The following is an 18,720-nucleotide window of genomic DNA, read 5'->3' as shown; positions in this document are numbered from 1 at the left end:
TGCCCTGTCCGTGGTCCTACGACCAGAACTCGTTGTTCTTGTCGATGTCCTCCACGCATTCGTCGAGGTCGGTGACCTTGTCCCCGACGATCCGGAAGACGATGCAGCCGGTGTCGTCGAGGCTCTTGCCGTTGCGCTCGGCCGTGAAGCGGGTCATGCCCACCGCGTGACCACGGCCGTCGACGGCGATGCCGATCAGTTCGGCGCGCATCGTCCCGTTCGTCTCCGCGCCGAGCCGTTCGTACATCTCGATGATCGAGTCCAGCCCTTTGAAGTCACCCGACAGCGGGTGTTCTCCGGGCACGTGGTGGGTGGCGTCCCCCGCGATCAATCCGCGCAGAGTGTCCATGTCACCGCGTGAGAAGGCCTCGAATCCCTTGCGGACCAGCACTGCGTGCGGGTGTTCAGCCATGACCCTCGCCACCTCTCCGTCTTTGGGCGACGTACGGCTGGTACACCCGATTCTCCTCTTCGGCAGGAAGGGGGCGACTCGATCACGGCACAGTGGAGAGATGGACGCACACGACACCGAGGCACCGGTCCTGGTCCGCGCGGCGACCAGGCTCCCCGCCCAGGACCTGGAGCGGGCGCGGCGCTTCTACTCGGAGAAACTGGGTCTGGATCCCGTGGACGAACGCCCCGGCGGGCTGCTCTACCGGTGCGGCGGCGCGGAGTTCGTCCTGTTCCGCTCGACGGGAGCCTCCCCCGGCACCTTCACGCAGATGGCGTTGGAGGTCGAGGACCTCGATGCGGCGGTCGCCGAGCTGAAGCGCCGCGGGGTGGTCTTCGAGGAGGTCGACGCCCCGGGCTTCCGCACGCGGGGCGGAATCGCCGAGATCGAGGGGAACTACCCGAGCAAGGGCGCGCGGGGCGAACGCGGCGCCTGGTTCCATGACAGCGAGGGGAATCTGCTGGGGATGGGGGAGCCGGTCTTCTGAACGACTGATGTTCCCGGGCCGGGCGGTCGGGCATCGACGCCAGGTCGGCGAGCCGGGAGCCGCGAGCTCACCGGGGAGAACCGGGAGCGCCGGCGCCTGCGGCGCCACGGCCCGGAAGCCGGACGCCCACCCCACGTCGGGGCCGGGGCCGGGCGCGCGAGAGCCCGGGGGGCCGGACACCACGCCACTTCCTGAGCCCTGGCCCGGCCAGGCGCGCGAGAGCCCGGGAGCCGACGCGAACGCCACCTCCTGGAGCCCTGGCCGGGGCTAGGCCCGGCCCCTGGAGCGAGCCGCCCGGGCGATGGTGACGACGGCCTTCTCCAGGGCGTACTCGGGGTCGTCGCCCCCGCCCTTCACCCCCGCGTCCGCCTCGGCCACGGCCCGCAGCGCGACCGACACCCCGTCCGGGGTCCAGCCCCGCATCTGCTGCCGCACCCGGTCGATCTTCCACGGCGGCATGCCCAGCTCCCGCGCGAGGTCCGCCGGCCGGCCCCCGCGCGCGGAGGACAGCTTCCCGATCGCCCGGACACCCTGGGCGAGCGCGCTCGTGATGAGCACCGGCGCGACCCCGGTCGCCAGCGACCAGCGCAACGCCTCCAGGGCCTCCGCGGCGCGCCCCTCGACCGCCCGGTCGGCGACCGTGAAGCTCGACGCCTCGGCCCGCCCGGTGTAGTACCGCCCGACGACCGCCTCGTCGATCGTCCCCTCGACGTCCGCGACCAGTTGCGACACCGCCGAGGCCAGCTCCCGCAGATCGCTGCCGATCGCGTCGACGAGTGCCTGGCACGCCTCCGGCGTGGCGGACCTCCCCGTCGTCCTGAACTCGCCCCGCACGAACGCCAGCCGGTCCGCCGGCTTCGTCATCTTCGGGCAGGACACCTCGCGGGCCCCCGCCTTGCGCGCCGCGTCGAGCAGCCCCTTGCCCTTCGCCCCGCCGGCATGCAGCAGCACGAGGGTGATTTCCTCGGCCGGTGCCACGAGGTACGCCTTCACGTCCTTGATCGTGTCGGCCGACAGATCCTGCGCGTTGCGGACGACCACCACTTTGCGCTCCGCGAAGAGCGAGGGGCTCGTCAGCTCGGCGAGCGTGCCGGGCTGCAACTGGTCCGGGGCCAGGTCCCGGACGTCCGTGTCGGCGTCGGCGGCCTTCGCGGCGGCCACCACCTCCTGCACGGCACGGTCGAGGAGCAGCTCCTCCTGGCCCACGGCGAGCGTCACCGGGGCGAGGGGATCGTCATTCGCAGTCTTCCTGGCCATCGCCCCAAGCATCCCACGCGCCACTGACAGCGGCCCCCGGCGGACCGGACGCCTACGGTTCCTCCCGCCAGCCCTCCCACTCGCCGGCCAGCCGGTCCAGCTCCCCGGGATCCAGCCGCTCGTCCTCGTCCCGCAGGACGACCAGCCACTGCGCGTCCTCGGCGTCGTCCTCACCGGCCAGCGCGTCCCGCACCAGCTGCGGCTCCTCGACGACCCCGAACCGCTCTCGCAGGGCCTCCACCACCTCTTCCGCGGCATCACGGTCGGGCAGCACCAGCACATGTCGCACGTCACTCACGCCGGACATTGTCCGACACCGCCTCGTGGCCGGGCCGCTCAGCCCTTGCGGACGATCTGCACATCGAGATCGACCCTGATGCTCGGCCCCACCACCGCGATGCCGCGCGCCAGCATGGTCTGCCAGCTCACCGTGAAGTCGTCCCGGTGCAGTTCGGTGGTGGCCCGGCAGGCCGCCCGCACCTCGCCCTCCATGCCGTTGCCCAGGCCCAGGTACTCCGTGTCCAGCGTGACCGTCCGCGTCACGCCGTGCAGCGACAGCGCCCCCGTCACGGCCCACCGGTTCCCGCCCTTGTGCACGAACCGGTCGCTGTAGAACTCCAGCGTCGGGAACCTCTCGACGTCCAGGAAGTCCGCCGAGCGCAGATGGTCGTCACGCATCCTCATGTTGGTGTCGATGGACGCCGCGTCGATCACCACGTGCATCGCCGACCGCTCCAGCGGATCGGCGACCCGTATCACCCCCGCGAACGACTTGAACTGCCCGTGGATGCGGGCCAGTCCGATGTGGCGCGCGGTGAAGGCGATCGAGGAGTGCGCCGACTCGACCTCCCAGTCACCGGCGTCGGGAAGCTCCGGCGGCCGGGCGACCTGCAGCGTCACGTCCCCGAGCGACGCGAGCGCGTTCTCGCCGACCTGCGTCGTCGCCCGGTAGGGCGTGTACCCCTCGGCCGACACCGCGAGCCGGTACTCCCCCGCGGGCACCGTCGTCACGAACGACCCGTACGGATCCGCCCCGCCGCTGACGACCGGCCGCCCCACGGCGTCCGTCACCGCGAACTCCGCGTGCCGGACCGGCTCGTTGACCGGGTCCAGCACCCGGCAGGCCAGCACCCCCGCGCTCGGCGGTGTCGGCACCGCCGCCAGGGGACTCGTCCGGTGCACCCGGTCGGTGCGGCTTGCCCGCCAGCGGCCGATCATCCACGGCTCCTCTGAGTGACTCGAAATCGCCTGTTGATCACTGTTGATCACACGTGCCGAAGATGCATTCGACCACCCATGAGGCTTTCGAGGCAACACGGGACCACATCACGGGAATCCAGCAGATGTGCTGGTACTACGCCTGAGTAGCCCCGTGTGGCCGCAATTGGCCCCTAAGAGGGATTTCGCGACACCGGCACCCCGTCGAGCTCGATCCCGAACCGCTCCCGGTACACCCCGAGCACCTCCTCGTCCGTCTCCAGCTCCCTCTCCTCCCGCGTGCCGTCGGCCGCCGTCACGGTGATCCGGCGCCCGCTGAGCGTGATCCGCCCTCCTTCCTCCGTCACCCGCGAACACACCAGCGACCGCGTGAAGTGCGACACCGGCGACGTGCTGTGCCACCACGCCCCGGCCACGAAGTCGCCGAGCGCCCGCGGCCGCACCTCCAGGCGGTACTGCGCTCTGCCGTCCCGGAACACGTCCAGGTCCGCCGCCTCCACGGTGCCGAGCCCACCGCGCACCCCGGCCGCGTCCGGCCCCGCCTCGACGATCCGGAACGTGCCTGCCGGATCCTCCTGCTCCCCCCGCTCCCCGAAGGCCAGCGGAAGGTGGCTGTGCGACCCGAACCCGACATCGGCCAGCCAGTCGCCCCCGTCCACCGTCCGTACCCTCAGCGCGAGATGGTCGTACGGGATCCCGAGCCGCCCCCCGTCCCCGTACACCCGCGCCGCCAGCAGCGCCACGTCGTAGCCCAGTGCCGTGAGCAACGCCCCGAAGGAGCCGTTGAGTTCGTAGCAGAAACCGCCCCGCCGCGCGCCCACCACCTTGTCCAGCAGCCGTTTCTCCTCCAGCATGATCTCCTCGCCCAGATGGACCGAGAGGTTCTCGAACGGCACGGTCTGCAGGTGCCGCAGGTGCAGTTCGCGCAGCGCGTCGACGGTGGGCCACGCCGGGTGCTCGACTCCGAGTCGGCGGAGATAGGCATCAACCTGTGGTGAGTTCATGCCTTCAGTCTCGCGCCACCCCCAGCTCACCACCCTCTCCCGTGATCGCGAGCGCGCCGTCCCGGTCGGTCCGCAGCACCGCCGCGCCCCCGGCGCGCAGCGCCGCCACCGTGCCCGGCGCCGGGTGCCCGTACGAGTTGTCCTCGCCGCAGGAGATGAGGGCCAGCCGCGGGGCCGCCCGGCGTATGAGGCCCGGGTCCTGGTAGGCCGAGCCGTGGTGGGCGACCTTCAGCACGTCCACGCCCTCGATCGCCTCGGCCGCCGGCGAGCGCGCCAGTGCCCTCTGTGCCGGGGGTTCCAGGTCCCCGAGGAGGAGCAGGCGCAGTCCGGCCGAGCGGACCAGCAGGGCGACGCTGGCGTCGTTCGGCCCCTCCGGCACCGGGTGGGCCGGAAGCACCCCCGCAAGCGCCCCTGGAAGCGCCCCCGGCTGCGAGTCCGGCGGTGGGCTCGGGGGCGGCCAGACCACCTGCCAGGACAACTCCCCCGTGCGCCGCTGCTCCCCGACCGCCGCCCGTGTCACGGGAATCCGCCGCGCCTCAGCCAGCCTCCGTACGAACGCGGCCTGGTCCGCGGGCTCCTCCAGCCCCGTGGTCTCGATCGCGCCCACCGCCCGTCCACGCAGCACCCCGGGCAGGCCCGCCACGTGATCGGCGTGGAAGTGGGTGAGCACGACGAGCGGGATCCTGCTGATGCCCAGTGAGCGCAGACACTGGTCGACGAGCTGCGGATCGGGCCCCGCGTCCACCACCACCCCGGCCCCCTCGCCCGCCGCGAGCACCAAGGCGTCACCCTGCCCCACGTCACACATCACCAGCCGCCAGCCCGGCGGCGGCCAGCCCGTGACCACCCGGGTCAGCGGTGGCGGCTGCACCACCACCAGAAGCAGCAGCACTCCGCAGGCCCCGCACCACCAGGGGTGCCCGAGCAGCCGCCGGCCGACGAGCACCAGGGCCACGGTCACGGCCAGGAGCAGCGCCGCGCCCGCCCAGCTGCCCGGCCAGTCCACTCCCCCACCAGGCAGTGCCGCCCCGGCCCGGGCGATCCCCGCGATCCACTCGGCGGGCCAGTGCGCGCACCACGCCAGGGCTTTGGCCAACGGCATCGCCATCGGCGCCGTCGCCAGTGCCGCGAACCCCAGCACGGTCGCCGGCGCGATCGCGAACTCCGCGAGCAGATTGCACGGCACCGCCACCAGACTCACCCGGGCCGACAGCACGGCGACGACGGGCGCGCACAGGGCCTGCGCGGCTGCGGCGGCTCCCAGGGCCTCAGCCCACCTCGGCGGCACCCCGCGGCGCCGCAGCCCGGCACTCCAGCGCGGCGCGAGCGTGAGCAGGGCACCGGTCGCGACGACGGACAGCAGGAACCCGTAACTCCGCGCCAGCCACGGGTCGTACAGCACCAGCAGCAGAACCGCCGTCGCCAGGGCCGGGATCATCGACCTCCGTCGACCGGTCGCCAGGGCGAGCAGGGCCACGGCTCCGCAGGCCGCGGCCCGCACCACGCTCGGATCCGGTCTGCACACGACGACGAACCCGAGCGAGAGCACACCGCCGAGCACGGCCGTGCCGCGCAGCGAGATACCGAGCCGGGGTGCGATCCCCCGCCGCTCGGCGTGCTGCACCAGGCCCGGCGGCCCGAGCAGCAGCGCGAGGAGAATCGTGAAGTTGGCCCCCGAGACGGCCAGGGTGTGCGTGAGATCGGTCTCCTTGAACGCCTCCTCCAGCTCGGGGGTGATCCTCGACGTGTCCCCGACCACCAGGCCCGGCAACAGCGCCCGGGCGTCCGCGGGCAGCCCGTCGGTCGCCTCCCTCAGCCCGGCGCGCAACCGCCCGGCGAGCCGCTGCGGTCCGGAGGGCCCACCCACCACATGTGGTTCGCCCTGGTCCCGCACGCGCAGCACTGCCGCGACCCGGTCGCCGCCCGTCATCGCGGGCGCCAGCCGCGCACCGACCCGCAGCCGGGTCGACGGCAGCAGCCCGAGCCAGGGCGACCGCCCCCGCCCGCCGGCCACCCGACCCGGTGGGGCCGGGCCCGCGTTCACGATCATCAGCACCGGTGTCCGTGTGGTCACCACCGTGCCGCCCGCCTCGTGGACGCGCAGCACGTGGGCGTCGATCAGCACGGCCGTCGGAGCCACGTGATCGCCGCTGACCCTGGGCCGGGTGAGCCGGGGGTCGGACGTGAGCTCGACCTCGGCGGTCACCGTCGCGTACTCCCGCGCCAGACCGGGCACGGGCCCCCGGCGCAGATCCGCCCCGTGCAGCCCGGCCGAGGCGGCGGCCCCGGCGACACACAGCAACAGACCGGCGAGCGTGGCGCGCGGCCATGACGCGGCCCGATGCCACCGGGCCGAGGGCAGCAGCCCGACGGCCACCAGGCAGCCGATCACGATGCCGAGCACCCACTGGGGCGAGGCGTCCAGCATCAGCGCCGCCGTGCCCCAGGCCGCGAGGGCGGGCGGCACGAGCCGCAGGTCCGTCGGGCCCTCCTGGCGCGGACGGGCCGTGCCGAGGCGCGTGCCGGAGGACGCGTGCACGGGCGACCGGGCGGGGCGGATCCCGGACGCGGCCTCGTCCTGCCGTGCCGGCGGGCCGGCGAGGCTCCTCATGGCCGTACGAGGTCGCGCAGGTCGGCGAAGCGACGGTCGCCGATGCCGTTCACCTCGCGCAGCTCGTCAACGGAACGGAAACCGCCGTGCTGGGTGCGGTAGTCGATGATGTGCTGCGCCAGCACCGGGCCGACCCCCGGCAGGGTGTCGAGCTGGTCCGCGGTGGCCGTGTTGAGGGAGACCGGGGCCGCCGGTGCGGCCGCCCCACCCGCAGCGGCCCCGCCCGCGCCACCGGCCGGGCCACCGGGAGGCGTACCGCCCACCCCCGGTCCGCCCGCGGGAGGCGGTCCCCCGACGATCACCTGCTCGCCGTCCACGAGGAACCGGGCCCGGTTGAGCCCGTCGGTGTTCGTGCCCGGCTTCACCCCGCCCGCCGCGTGCAGCGCGTCCGCCACCCGCGAGCCGGGCGGCAGCCGGTGGATTCCCGGCTCCCGGACCTTGCCGCCGACGTCCACGACGATCTCGCCCGCCCCCGCTTTCACGGACGCGGACGATGCCTCGGAGGAGGCACCGGAGGTAGCACCGGCAGCACCCGGGTCCCGCTTCTGTCCGCCCGGTCCGCTCTCCTGCCGCTCGCCGTACGGCACGGCCGCCCGCACCACCTCCGGCGGCCGCACGGACTGCGTCCGTCCCGTCCAGAAGTGCTGCACGGCGAATGCCGCCGCGACGACGAGCACCACCGTCAGCGCCAGCACACTCCGCCGCTCCAGGCCGCACCTGGACTGCACCCACAGCGGCATGCGCTCCCGCAGGGCCAGGCCGGCCCGCTCCCGCCAGGCTCCCTCCACGGCCCCGCCGTCCCCACCCGCCGGCTCAAGAGGGACGCCCACAGGCTGCGTGAAGGTCTCCCGGGCATCGAGCCGCCGCCGGCTCTCTTCATCACCGGCGAAACCCGGCGGCCCCTGCCCCGACTCCCGGTGCCCCCGGGGCCGTTCGACCGGCTCGGTCCGTCCCGGATGCCCCACCGGCCCGGTGCGGTCGCCGAACAACACTCCTGCGCGCCGCCGGAGTTCCTCCGCCGAGGCATGACGCTGCCCGGCCCGCCCGCGCGCGGCCGGCGGGCGTCGGTGCGGACGGGCGCGCCCGTCGGACCCCGGCCCACGGCCGGGCCCGCTGGTCGCGGTCGCTGTGCGTGAACGTGATCGAAGTGCCATGTGACGAGGATCGGCCACCTCGCCCCGCCCGCGATGATCTTGGTCGATTACCGGGGACAAGGCCCCGGTTGTGGACAACTCCGTCACTCACACGGGCGACCGGAGTCCCACAGCAACGTTCACCGGGGCGAAACCACGACCCCCAGCAGCCCGGGCCCCGTGTGCGCCCCGATCACCGCCCCGACCTCGCTGACATGCAGATCGGCCAGCCCGGACACCCGTGTCCGCAACCGGTCGGCGAGGGCCGACGCGCGGTCCGGAGCGGCGAGATGATGGACGGCGACATCAACTGCGGCGTCGCCCGCCCGGTCGGCGGCGATCTCCTCGAGGCGGGCGATCGCCTTCGACGCGGTCCGCACCTTCTCCAAGGGTTCGATACGGCCGTCGGCCAGTTGCAGCAGCGGCTTCACCGCGAGCGCCGAGCCCAGCAGCGCCTGCGCGGCACCGATACGGCCGCCGCGCCGCAGGTAGTCGAGGGTGTCGACGTAGAAGTAGGCCGAGCTGCCCGCCGCTCTCTTCTCCGCTGCCGCGACGGCCTCGTCGACGGTCCCGCCCGACTCCGCGGTCTCCGCCGCGGAGAGCGCGCAGAAGCCGAGCGCCATCGCGATCATGCCGGTGTCCACCACCCGCACGGGCACCGGCGCCTGCCGTGCGGCCACGACGGCCGCGTCGTAGGTGCCGGACAGCTCGGCGGAGAGGTGGAGGGAGACGATGCCGGTGGCGCCGGACTCGGCGACCTTGCGGTACGTCTCCTCGAAGACGGCGGGGCTGGGCCGCGAGGTCGTCACCGGGCGCCGCTTCTGCAAAGCCTGGGCAAGGGCGCGGGTCGAGATCTCGGTGCCCTCCTCCAGCGCCCGGTCGCCGAGGACGACCGTCAGGGGCACCGCCGTGATGCCGTGACGCTCCATCGTCCGGGTCGGCAGGTAGGCCGTTGAATCGGTGACGATCGCGACATGGCGGGACATGAGCTGGAGGTTACCTGCCGTAGCGCTCGTGTGGCAGCCCGGGCCCCGCACCCTGCGGCGCGAGTGGCCGGTTCAAGTGGTGCTCTCGGGACGGGGCTTCTTCTGCCAGGGGTGGGTCAGGCGGGGTCCCGGCGGCGTGATGGCGGGCCGAGCCGGTTCCTGTGCCTCGCTCGGCTGCGCGCCGCCCGGCCAGGTCTGCCCGGCCGTGCAGGCGTCGGCGTCGGGCGCCTCGGGCCACGGCGGCGCCGCAGGCCGGCGCGTGGACGCTGACCGCGCCGAGGACGAGGGCTGCTGCGAGGACGCGGCCTGTGGCTCCGGCCCCGTCCAGTGCCGCAGCGCGCCGGACTCCAGGTCGATCTGGGCGCTGAGCGTGTCCAGATCGTCGTCGGCGAAGCGGCGGGCCCGGTCGCGGGCCGCCCAGCGCAGCGAGTCCGCCGAGTGCGTGATGCGTTCGGTGCGCTCGCGCAGCCCGGGCAGCCGCTCGGTGAGCGCCGCACGGTCCGGCTCGGACTCCAGGCGCTTGAGCTCGCCGTCCAGCTCGTGTCCGAGCGCGCTGAGCCGTTCGAAGAGGCCCACGGACTCCTTCAGGGACTCGTCCTCGGCGACGGCCGCGTGCAAGGCGTCCTGGGTGGCGCGCATCGAGGTGCGCAGCTTCAGCCGGAGCTGGGCGAGTTCGCCCGCGGCTCCGGGCTGGGCGAAGGACTTGGCGCGCAGTGTGTGGTCCTCGACCGTGCGGCGGGCCTGCGTGATGCCGCGGTCCACGCCGCGCTTGGCGGCGCCGACCGCCTTCACGGTGGCGTACGCCCCGAGCCCGAGAAAGAGCACGAAGAGCAGGGCGAAGACTGCGATCACTGCTTCCACAAGGGCTCCTCCTCAGGACGTCACGGCGCCTCGCGTCGCTCTTCCACGGTAAACGCAACGGGCAGGTCCGGAGTTCCAGAAAAACCCCGAACCTGCCCGTAGGGGACCACCCCGAGAGGGGCCTGCCGTGGTGAGGCCACCTTGAGCGGGCCTGCCGTGATGGGGGCCACCTTGAGAGGGGCCCTGTCGTGGAGACCCCTCCGGCAGCGGTCCGTACGTCCTGGCGGCTACGCCGGGACGATGTTCACCAGCTTCGGCGCGCGCACGATCACCTTCCGGATCCCGGCACCGCCCAGCGCGGCGACGACCTTCTCGTCCGCCAGCGCGACCTTCTCCAGTTCGTCGTCGGAGATCGACGGCGCGACCTCCAGCCGCGCCTTGACCTTGCCCTTGATCTGCACGACACAGGTCACGGTCTCGTCGACCACGTAGGCCGGGTCGGCCACCGGGAAGTCCCGGTGCACCACCGAGTCCGTGTGCCCCAGCCTGCGCCACAGCTCCTCGGCGATGTGCGGAGCCAGCGGCGCGACCATCAGCACCAGCGACTCGGCTACCGTGCGCGGCACGGCGCCGCCCGCCTTGGTCAGGTGGTTGTTCAGCTCGGTGACCTTGGCGATGGCGGTGTTGAACCGCATGCCCTCCAGGTCGCCGCGGACCCCGTCGATCGCCTTGTGCAGGGCGCGCAGCGTCTCTTCGTCGGGCTCGGCGTCGACGACGGTGACCTCGCCGGTCGCCTCGTCGACGATGTTGCGCCACAGCCGCTGCAGCAGCCGGAACTGGCCGACCACCGCGCGCGTGTCCCAGGGACGGGAGACGTCCAGCGGGCCCATGGCCATCTCGTACAGGCGCAGCGTGTCGGCTCCGTACTCGGCGCAGATCTCGTCCGGAGTGACCGCGTTCTTCAGGGACTTGCCCATCTTGCCCAGCAGCCGGGAGACCTTCTCGCCCTGGTACCAGTAGGCGCCGTCGCGCTCCTCCACCTCGGCGGCCGGCACGGCGATGCCGCGGCTGTCGCGGTAGACGTAGGCCTGGATCATGCCCTGGTTGAACAGCTTGTGGAACGGCTCGGCCGACGAGACGTGCCCCAGGTCGTACAGGACCTTGGACCAGAAGCGCGCGTACAGCAGGTGCAGCACGGCGTGCTCGGCACCGCCGACGTACAGGTCGACACCGCCGTGCGGCTGGCCCTCGCGCGGGCCCATCCAGTACTGCTCGATCTCCGGGTCGACCAGCTTCTGGTCGTTGTGCGGGTCCAGGTAGCGCAGCTCGTACCAGCAGGAACCGGCCCAGTTGGGCATGGTGTTGGTCTCGCGCCGGTACGGGCGCGGGCCGCGGCCGTCGCCCAGGTCCAGGGTGACGTTCACCCAGTCCTCGTTGCGCGACAGCGGCGTCTCCGGCTGGGTGTCGGCGTCGTCCGGGTCGAAGGTGCGCGGCGAGTAGTCCTCGACCTCGGGCAGTTCCAGGGGCAGCATCGACTCGGGCAGCGCGTGGGCGATGCCGTCCTCGTCGTAGACGATCGGGAAGGGCTCGCCCCAGTAGCGCTGACGGCTGAACAGCCAGTCGCGCAGCCGGAAGTTGACGGTGCCCTCGCCGACACCCTTGTTTTCCAGCCATTCGGTGATGCGCGCCTTGGCCTCGGCGACGCCCAGGCCGTCCAGGGCGACCTCGTCGTTCGAGGAGTTGATGATCTTCGCGTCGTACGACGAGAAGGCGTTCTCCCAGGTCGAGGTGTCCGTGCCGCGGCCGTCGGTCGGCTCGACGATGCAGTGGATCGGCAGCTCGAAGGCGCGCGCGAACTCGAAGTCGCGCTGGTCGCCGGCCGGCACGGCCATGATCGCGCCGGTGCCGTAGCCCATCAGCACGTAGTCGGCGATGAAGACCGGGACCTGCTCGCCGTTGACCGGGTTGGTCGCGTAGGCGCCGATGAAGACGCCGGTCTTGTCCTTGGCCTCGGCCTGCCGCTCGACGTCGGACTTCGAGGCGGCCTGGGCGCGGTAGGCGGCGACGGCCTCACCGGGGGTGGCGTGGCCGCCGGTCCACACCTCGTGGGTGCCCTCCGGCCAGGCGGCCGGTGTGAACTTCTCGACCAGCGGGTGCTCGGGCGCCAGCACCATGTAGGTGGCGCCGAACAGGGTGTCGGGGCGGGTGGTGAAGACGGTGATGCGCTCGCCGTCGATGGGGAAGTCGACGCGGGCACCCTCGGAGCGGCCGATCCAGTTGCGCTGCTGCAGCTTGATGGCCTCGGGCCAGTCCAGCGCGTCCAGGTCCTCCAGCAGCCGGTCGGCGTAGGCCGTGATGCGCATGTTCCACTGGCGCAGCTTGGCCTTGAAGACGGGGAAGTTGCCGCGCTCGGAGCGGCCCTCGGCGGTGACCTCCTCGTTGGCCAGCACGGTGCCCAGCCCGGGGCACCAGTTGACCGGCGCGTCGGAGGCGTAGGCCAGCCGGAACTCGCCCAGGACGTCGGCCCTCTCGGCGGCGCTCAGCTCGCTCCACGCGCGCGTGTGCCCCGGTACGGGCCGCTCACCGGACTCGAACGCGGCGACCAGCTCGGCGATCGGGCGGGCCCGGCGGGCGTCGTGGTCGTACCAGGAGTTGAAGATCTGCAGGAAGATCCACTGGGTCCACTTGTAGTAGTCCGGGTCGATCGTGGCGAACGACCGGCGCTTGTCGTGGCCCAGACCCAACCGGCGCAGCTGGGACTTCATGTTCTCCATGTTGGCCTCGGTGGACACGCGCGGGTGCGTGCCGGTCTGCACCGCGTACTGCTCGGCGGGCAGGCCGAAGGCGTCGAAGCCCAGGGTGTGCAGGACGTTGTGGCCGGTCATCCGCTGGAAGCGCGCGAAGACGTCCGTGGCGATGTACCCCAGGGGGTGCCCGACGTGCAGGCCCGCACCGGAGGGGTACGGGAACATGTCCATGATGAACTTCTTGGGGCGGGCGACGATCTCCTGGTCACCGGCCAGGTCACCCTTGGGGTTGGGCGCGGCGTAGGTGCCGTCGGCGTCCCAGAAGTCCTGCCAGCGTGCTTCGATCTCGGCAGCCATGGCGGCCGTGTAGCGGTGCGGCGCCGCCACCTCGGAGGTGGCGGCGGGGTTCGTCTCGCTCATGATCCTCAAAGCTCCATCGATCGTCTCTGCCTGCGGCTGTCTGGTTCGAGAAACGAAAAATCCCCTCACACAGGAGGGGACGCCGCGCCGATGCCGGCCACTCGACTTCTCCGGTGGCCGGAACTGATCAGCGCGGCCCGCTAAGCAGAAGGCGTACGGCACGCATGGCGCTAGGGTACCGCAGGCTCTCAGCGCACGGGGACGCGCTTGGGAGGGGGCGCACCGCACCCTAAAAGCTGAACCATGGTCAATAGTTACTTCGCGTAACAGCTGCTAAGGGACATCACCGCAGCCATATTGTCCTTTGATAACAACGCAATAACTCAAACCTCGTACTGATCGGTATGACTCCGCTTAGAGTTCGGCAGCGGGACCGCTGCTTTCCCGAACCGCTCGGAGTTGCCCCCATGAACCCTCATCGCAGTAACACCTCCCTACCCCCGGCCACCGGGACGTGGGGAGGCCGGTCGTGAACCCCTACGACTCCACGGCAGACGACTCGTTCGCCGAGTTCCTCAACTTCGGTGCGGGCGTGCTGTCCCTCGTGTCTCTGACGTGCTCGGTGATCTGGGGGCTGGTCGCCCAGGACCGGGTCCTCCTCGACGCCCGCCGCCGCATCCTGGCGCAGGCCGTGCACCGGACCACGGCCGTCGCCTCGATCGTCTTCCTGCTGGTGCACATCGGGGTGAAGCTGGCCCTGGCCCACACGTCGTGGGTCGCCGCGGTGATCCCCTTCGGGCTGCTGTTCACCGACGACGAGCTGGTCGGGGGCAGGTCGTTCCTGATCGGCCTGGGCACCCTGGCGGGCATGCTCATGATCTTCGTGGGCATCACCGGCGTCTTGCGCAACCGCTTCGCGTCCCCCGCCCCCGTCGCGGCCCGCTGGCGGGCCATGCACATGCTGGCCTACCCGGCCTGGTGCGCCGCCCTGGTCCACGGACTCTACGCGGGTCGCGCGGCCAAGCCGATCTTCCTCATCCTGTACTGCCTGTCCCTGGTCGGCGTGGCCGGAGCGCTCGCCCTGCGCGCGGCTCCGCGCCAGGTCAAGCGCAAGGTCGCCGACAAGATCGCCTCGATGATCGGCCCCGGCGAGGGCCAGGGCCGCAGGGACCTGGAGGAGAGCCGGGCCCGGGCCGCCGGCGGCTTCGCGTTCCCCGACCAGGGGGGCCGGGGCGCGTCCGCGCGTGCCGCGGCGTCCCCGTCGGGGCCGCTGTACGAGAAGGCGGAACGCCCCGCGGCCAAGGAGCCGGCGAACGGCTTCGCCGCCGCCTACCGCGCCGTCTCGGGCCCTCCCCAGGGCCAGCAGGCCTTCGCGCCCGGGCCGACCACCAGCATGCAGCTGCCACTGGACATGCAGCCCACCGAGACCATCCCGACCGTGGACGGCCCCTCCAGCACCTCGGGCAACTGGCCCATCCCGTCCCCGCCGCCGGTCGGTGAGGCCCCGCCGTCCGCCTATGACCCGCTTCAGGACACGGGCTTCAACATCCCGCCCTACGACCCCCTTCAGAACACCGGACAAAGCATCCCGGCCTACGGCAATCCAGGCTCCGCCGGTTACGGATCGAGTGACGTGTACGACACGGGTGAGACGAACGCCGCCTTCGACACGTACTACCCGAACGACACGTACAACAGCGGTCCCGCCACTGACACAAATCCCGGTGCGTCCTACGACTTCGACGCACCGGGATCGGGCGAACCTTGGAACACGCCTTCCGGAGGCTTTAAGTGAACGAGGCCCTGCCCGACGTACCCGAAGTCCGCGTGGTCGGTCTTCCCCAGCTCACGTCGGGCTTCGACCTTGTCGATCGGCTCGATCTGCCCATGCACCTCAAGGTGCACGGGCCGCTCGAGCCGATGGGCGGCGAGCAGCTCGCGCAGCTCGCCGAACGCATCAACCTGAAGGGCCGCGGCGGCGCGGGCTTCCCCTTCCACAAGAAGCTGCGCTCGGTCGCCGAAGCGGCGATCAAGCGCGGCGTCCGGCCGGTCGTCGTCGTGAACGGAAGCGAGGACGAGCCGGCCTGCCGCAAGGACACGGTGTTGATCAACCGTGCCCCGCATCTCATCCTGGACGGCGCCCTGCTGTGCGCCGAGGCCCTGGGTGCCCGCACGCTCGTGGTGGGGGTCACCCGTGAGTCGACGCAGCGCTCCATGGAGGCCGCGCTGGCCGAACGCGGCCTCAGCAACGGCCGCAGGTCGGCCCTGCGCGCCCGTGTGCAGCGCAACCCGGTCCGCATGGTCACCGGTGCCGCCGCGTCCCTGATCCGCTCGATCGACGGCGGCCCGGCCGTGCCGCCCGGCCGCAAGGTCAGCGCCTCGCAGAACGGCGTCGGCGGCGCACCCACCCTGCTCTCCAACGCCGAGACGTTCGCCCAGCTGGCGATCGCCGCCCGCATCGGCCCCGAGCGCTACGGCAACACCGGTCTGTACGACGAGCCGGGCACCGTCATGCTCACGGTCTCCGGTGCGGTCGCCCGCCCCATGGTGATCGAGGTCCCGACGGGCGTGCCGCTGCGCTACGTCCTGCAGCTCGCCGGCGCGCCGCCGGTGCCGCAGGGCGTGCTCACCGGCGGCTACCACGGCAAGTGGATCGACGCGGCGACGGTCAACGAGGCGGTCGTCTCCCGCAACTCACTGGACGCGGTGGGCGGCGCGCTCGGCGCCGGCGCGATTCTGCCGATCACTCAGGACACCTGCCCGCTGGGCGAGTCGCTGCGGGTGGCGCAGTGGCTGGCCGAGGAGAGCGCGGGCCAGTGCGGCCCCTGCTACCTCGGCCTGCCGGCCGCCGCGCGCGGCCTGGAGGACATCCTCAACGGCGGCGGGCCGGCCGCCCTGGAGGCCCTCAAGCAGGTCGCCAAGAACGTGAAGCGGCGCGGCGCGTGCTCGCACCCGGACGGCTCCGCGATGTTCATCGAGTCGACCATCAAGGCCTTCACCGACGACCTGGCCGCCCACGTCCTCGGCAACGGCTGCGGACGGCCCGTGGAGGGCGTTCTGCCGCTCTTCGAGGGGGGCAGGGCCCCCACGGGCATCCCAGGCGGCGGCGAGTCCGAGGAGAACGGCCCCAGCCGCCAGAAGATCTATGTGGACTGGACGCTGTGCCGGGGCCACGGCCTGTGCGCGGACATCCTCCCCGAGGTGTTCCAGCTGGGCGCGGACGGCTTCCCGACCGTGGCGCAGGCTCAGGTACCGCGGTACGCCGAGGCCAAGGCTCTACGCGCGGTGCGCCGCTGCCCGGCGCTGGCGCTGCGCATCGAGGAGTCGGGCGCACCGGGCGCGCCGTCCCGCAACCTCCCGGTCCTCTCCCAGGGCCGCGGCCGCCGCGCTCTCGGCCGCTGAGCGGACGCGACGGCGGGTTTCCCTCCAGGGGAGCCCGCCGTTCGCACAGGTACGACGGGCACCACGAACAGGTACGACAAGAAGGCGGGCCATCCGATCGGATGGCCCGCCTTCTCATCTGCTGTGGAGCTAAGGAGAATTGAACTCCTGACCTCCTGCATGCCATGCAGGCGCTCTACCAACTGAGCTATAGCCCCTTGTTGTGTTCCGCCCGGTTTCCCTGGCGGCGACGCCAACATTACTGGTCCTGCCGGCCCAACACCAAATCGGTTTCACCTTGCCCGATATGACCGTTATGTCGACCCGGAGGTTTCGAACGTCAGGCCGTGACGAACGAATAGAACCGCTTGAGCGTGCAGTGCTCCTCCAGGAGCCGGCCGTAGATCGGCTCGCCCTCCAACTCACGGTACGTCTCGATCGGGTCGCCTTTTATGATCAGCGCCCGCGCGCATTCCTCGCACCAGTACTGGTAGTCGGGATTCAGCGGTTCCATGTCGCGGACGATCGGAGTCCCGCTGCCGCACCAGTCGCACTTCCGCCTGTGTGCACCCATCGATCAGCTCCAGCTGTGGCCGCAGGCCGTGCACACGTAGGAGATCCCGCCGTTGTCGCCGAGCATCTGGGCCACGTGCGCGGAACCGCAGGAAGGGCAGCTGAGTCGGGTGGACATCTCCCGTGTGAACGCCGCTTCGAGGAGGTGGTCGACCTCCTCGAGGATGCTCGCAGGCATCGCTACTCCTCCCGTCGGGCCGCGCCCCCTTCCGGCCGTTTGATTCTGCCACGGCCGGACCAATACGGTCAGCGACGCCTCAGTACCAGTCCGGACACGCCACCCGGCGGGGCCGTAGAGGTATACGCCTCAGCGAGCCCGAGTGACTCAAGCCGGAGCACGAAAAATCCCGCCCCCACACCGGGAACGGGATCTTGTCGTGGAGCTAAGGAGAATTGAACTCCTGACCTCCTGCATGCCATGCAGGCGCTCTACCAACTGAGCTATAGCCCCTCGCGCCACGTGGCCGAGCCACATGGTGTCTCGCCCCGCTGGCGGGGCGAACAAGAAGAACTTTAGCCTGCGACCTGCCGGAAAGTGAAATCCGGGGTCAGTCGTCGTCGCCGAGCACCGGTTCCGGCAGGGTGCCGGCGTTGTGCTCCAGCAGGCGCCAGCCGCGGGCGCCTTCGCCGAGCACGGACCAGCAGCAGTTGGAGAGTCCGCCGAGACTCTCCCAGTTGCGGGGGTCGAGACCCAGCAGGCGGCCGATGGTGGTGCGGATCGTGCCGCCGTGGCTGACCACGACGAGCGTGCCGCCCTCGGGAAGCTTCTCGGCGTGCCGGAGCACCACCGGGGCCGCCCGGTCGGCGACCTCGGTCTCGAGTTCGCCGCCACCACGGCGCACCGGCTCGCCGCGCTTCCACGCGGCGTACTCCTCGCCGTACCGGGCGATGATCTCGTCGTGCGTCAGGCCCTGCCAGACGCCCGCGTAGGTCTCCCGCAGCCCCTCGTCGTGGGTGACATCGAGGCCGGTGAGCGTGGCGAGCTCGGCGGCCGTGGCCGCTGCGCGGCGCAGGTCGGAGGCGACCATGGCGTCCGGCTTCAGGGAGGCGAGCAGGCGGGCGGCGCGGCGGGCCTGGGCGACGCCGGTCTCGGTCAGCTCGACGTCCGTGCTGCCCTGGAAGCGGCGCTCCACGTTCCACGAGGTCTGGCCGTGCCGCCAGAGGATGACGCGACGGCCACGGCCCTTTCCGGCGGACGCCTCAGCGGAGGAGGTCACCGCCACTCACCGTCCAGTTCCGCCTCCTCCTCGGCCGCCCGCAGCTTGGCGTGCTCCTCGGCCTTGCCACGGGTGGCCTTGGCCTCCTCGGGCAGGTCGAGCTCGGGGCAGTCCTTCCACAGCCGCTCGAGGGCGTAGAAGACGCGCTCCTCGCTGTGCTGGACGTGGACGACGATGTCGACGTAGTCGAGCAGCACCCAGCGGGCCTCCCGGTCGCCCTCGCGGCGCACCGGCTTCGCGTCGAGTTCCTTCGAGAGGCGTTCCTCGATGGCGTCGACGATCGCCTTGACCTGGCGGTCGTTGGGCGCGGAGGCCAGCAGGAAGGCGTCCGTGATGGACAGCACATCACTGACGTCGTAGGCGACGATGTCGTGGGCCAGCTTGTCTGCGGCCGCCTGGGCGGCGGTGTTGATCAGCTCGTGAGAGCGGTCGGTCACGGTCACTGCAAGGCTTTCGGTCGGCGGACACTTGACACCAAGGGTCTCACGGACCGC

The 18,720-nt window shown here is 71.8% G+C and carries 17 protein-coding genes and 2 tRNA genes; 3 read left to right on the top strand and 16 right to left on the bottom strand.

Features of this window, described 5'->3' with window-relative positions; all coding sequences use genetic code 11:
- Positions 1-16 precede the first annotated feature (16 nt).
- A complete protein-coding gene (locus tag ABTX60_RS06125; RefSeq protein ID WP_352095870.1) occupies positions 17-412 on the bottom strand; it encodes a nuclear transport factor 2 family protein in 396 nt (131 codons plus the stop codon).
- A 100-nt stretch (positions 413-512) separates the two neighbouring features.
- Here ABTX60_RS06125 and ABTX60_RS06120 point away from each other — a divergent pair, with 100 nt between their 5' ends.
- Entirely contained in the window at positions 513-938 is a 426-nt protein-coding gene (locus ABTX60_RS06120; RefSeq protein WP_352095869.1) for a VOC family protein, read from the top strand.
- A 267-nt stretch (positions 939-1,205) separates the two neighbouring features.
- On the opposite strand, the gene holA is transcribed toward ABTX60_RS06120, so the two are convergent.
- From holA to leuS, 9 genes are all read right to left on the bottom strand, one after another.
- Positions 1,206-2,195 (bottom strand): DNA polymerase III subunit delta, encoded by a 990-nt coding sequence (gene holA, locus ABTX60_RS06115; protein ID WP_352095868.1) that lies wholly within the window; start codon positions 2,193-2,195, stop codon positions 1,206-1,208.
- Between the two features lie 52 nt (positions 2,196-2,247).
- Positions 2,248-2,493 (bottom strand): hypothetical protein, encoded by a 246-nt coding sequence (locus tag ABTX60_RS06110; RefSeq protein WP_248500542.1) that lies wholly within the window; start codon positions 2,491-2,493, stop codon positions 2,248-2,250.
- Between the two features lie 38 nt (positions 2,494-2,531).
- Positions 2,532-3,413 (bottom strand): YceI family protein, encoded by an 882-nt coding sequence (locus ABTX60_RS06105; RefSeq protein ID WP_352095867.1) that lies wholly within the window; start codon positions 3,411-3,413, stop codon positions 2,532-2,534.
- 173 nt (positions 3,414-3,586) lie between these two features.
- Complete coding sequence (locus tag ABTX60_RS06100) at positions 3,587-4,417, bottom strand: arylamine N-acetyltransferase family protein (RefSeq protein WP_352095866.1); 831 nt, start codon at positions 4,415-4,417, stop codon at positions 3,587-3,589.
- Positions 4,418-4,421: 4 nt separating this feature from the next.
- Entirely contained in the window at positions 4,422-7,028 is a 2,607-nt protein-coding gene (locus tag ABTX60_RS06095; RefSeq protein WP_352095865.1) for a ComEC/Rec2 family competence protein, read from the bottom strand.
- Positions 7,025-8,182, bottom strand: coding sequence for a ComEA family DNA-binding protein (locus ABTX60_RS06090; protein ID WP_352095864.1), 1,158 nt, complete (start codon positions 8,180-8,182; stop codon positions 7,025-7,027). Before ABTX60_RS06090 ends, ABTX60_RS06095 begins: the two co-directional genes overlap by 4 nt.
- Before the next feature lie 119 nt (positions 8,183-8,301).
- Entirely contained in the window at positions 8,302-9,147 is an 846-nt protein-coding gene (locus ABTX60_RS06085) for a DegV family protein (protein ID WP_352095863.1), read from the bottom strand.
- Between the two features lie 72 nt (positions 9,148-9,219).
- The gene (locus tag ABTX60_RS06080) at positions 9,220-10,008 is read right to left on the bottom strand and encodes a hypothetical protein (RefSeq protein WP_352095862.1); all 789 of its coding nucleotides are present in this window, start codon (positions 10,006-10,008) and stop codon (positions 9,220-9,222) included.
- A 227-nt stretch (positions 10,009-10,235) separates the two neighbouring features.
- Positions 10,236-13,115 carry a leucine--tRNA ligase gene (gene leuS / locus ABTX60_RS06075; RefSeq protein WP_352095861.1) on the bottom strand — a complete coding sequence of 960 codons (2,880 nt, stop codon included), beginning with the start codon at positions 13,113-13,115 and terminating at the stop codon, positions 10,236-10,238.
- Positions 13,116-13,584: 469 nt separating this feature from the next.
- Between leuS and ABTX60_RS06070 the strand changes: the two genes are divergently transcribed.
- On the top strand, positions 13,585-14,850 hold the full coding sequence (locus ABTX60_RS06070) for a ferric reductase-like transmembrane domain-containing protein (RefSeq protein ID WP_352095860.1): 1,266 nt from the start codon (positions 13,585-13,587) through the stop codon (positions 14,848-14,850).
- Entirely contained in the window at positions 14,847-16,457 is a 1,611-nt protein-coding gene (locus ABTX60_RS06065; RefSeq protein ID WP_352095859.1) for an NADH-ubiquinone oxidoreductase-F iron-sulfur binding region domain-containing protein, read from the top strand. The genes ABTX60_RS06070 and ABTX60_RS06065 overlap by 4 nt, the downstream gene beginning before the upstream one ends.
- Before the next feature lie 124 nt (positions 16,458-16,581).
- On the opposite strand, the gene ABTX60_RS06060 is transcribed toward ABTX60_RS06065, so the two are convergent.
- From ABTX60_RS06060 to rsfS, 6 genes are all read right to left on the bottom strand, one after another.
- A tRNA-Ala gene (locus ABTX60_RS06060) sits at positions 16,582-16,654 on the bottom strand.
- Between the two features lie 122 nt (positions 16,655-16,776).
- Entirely contained in the window at positions 16,777-17,010 is a 234-nt protein-coding gene (locus ABTX60_RS06055) for a hypothetical protein (RefSeq protein ID WP_019523121.1), read from the bottom strand.
- Between the two features lie 3 nt (positions 17,011-17,013).
- The gene (locus tag ABTX60_RS06050) at positions 17,014-17,187 is read right to left on the bottom strand and encodes a hypothetical protein (RefSeq protein ID WP_352095858.1); all 174 of its coding nucleotides are present in this window, start codon (positions 17,185-17,187) and stop codon (positions 17,014-17,016) included.
- Positions 17,188-17,387: 200 nt separating this feature from the next.
- Positions 17,388-17,460, bottom strand: a tRNA-Ala gene (locus ABTX60_RS06045).
- A gap of 97 nt (positions 17,461-17,557) precedes the next feature.
- A complete protein-coding gene (locus tag ABTX60_RS06040; RefSeq protein ID WP_352095857.1) occupies positions 17,558-18,226 on the bottom strand; it encodes a histidine phosphatase family protein in 669 nt (222 codons plus the stop codon).
- A complete protein-coding gene (rsfS, locus tag ABTX60_RS06035; protein WP_352095856.1) occupies positions 18,223-18,669 on the bottom strand; it encodes a ribosome silencing factor in 447 nt (148 codons plus the stop codon). Before rsfS ends, ABTX60_RS06040 begins: the two co-directional genes overlap by 4 nt.
- Between the last annotated feature and the right edge of the window lie 51 nt (positions 18,670-18,720).

The sequence above is a fragment of the Streptomyces sp. NPDC126510 genome (genome assembly GCF_040302345.1).
In the GTDB taxonomy this organism is placed as follows: domain Bacteria; phylum Actinomycetota; class Actinomycetes; order Streptomycetales; family Streptomycetaceae; genus Streptomyces.
This window is presented reverse-complemented; position numbering and strand designations above follow the sequence as displayed.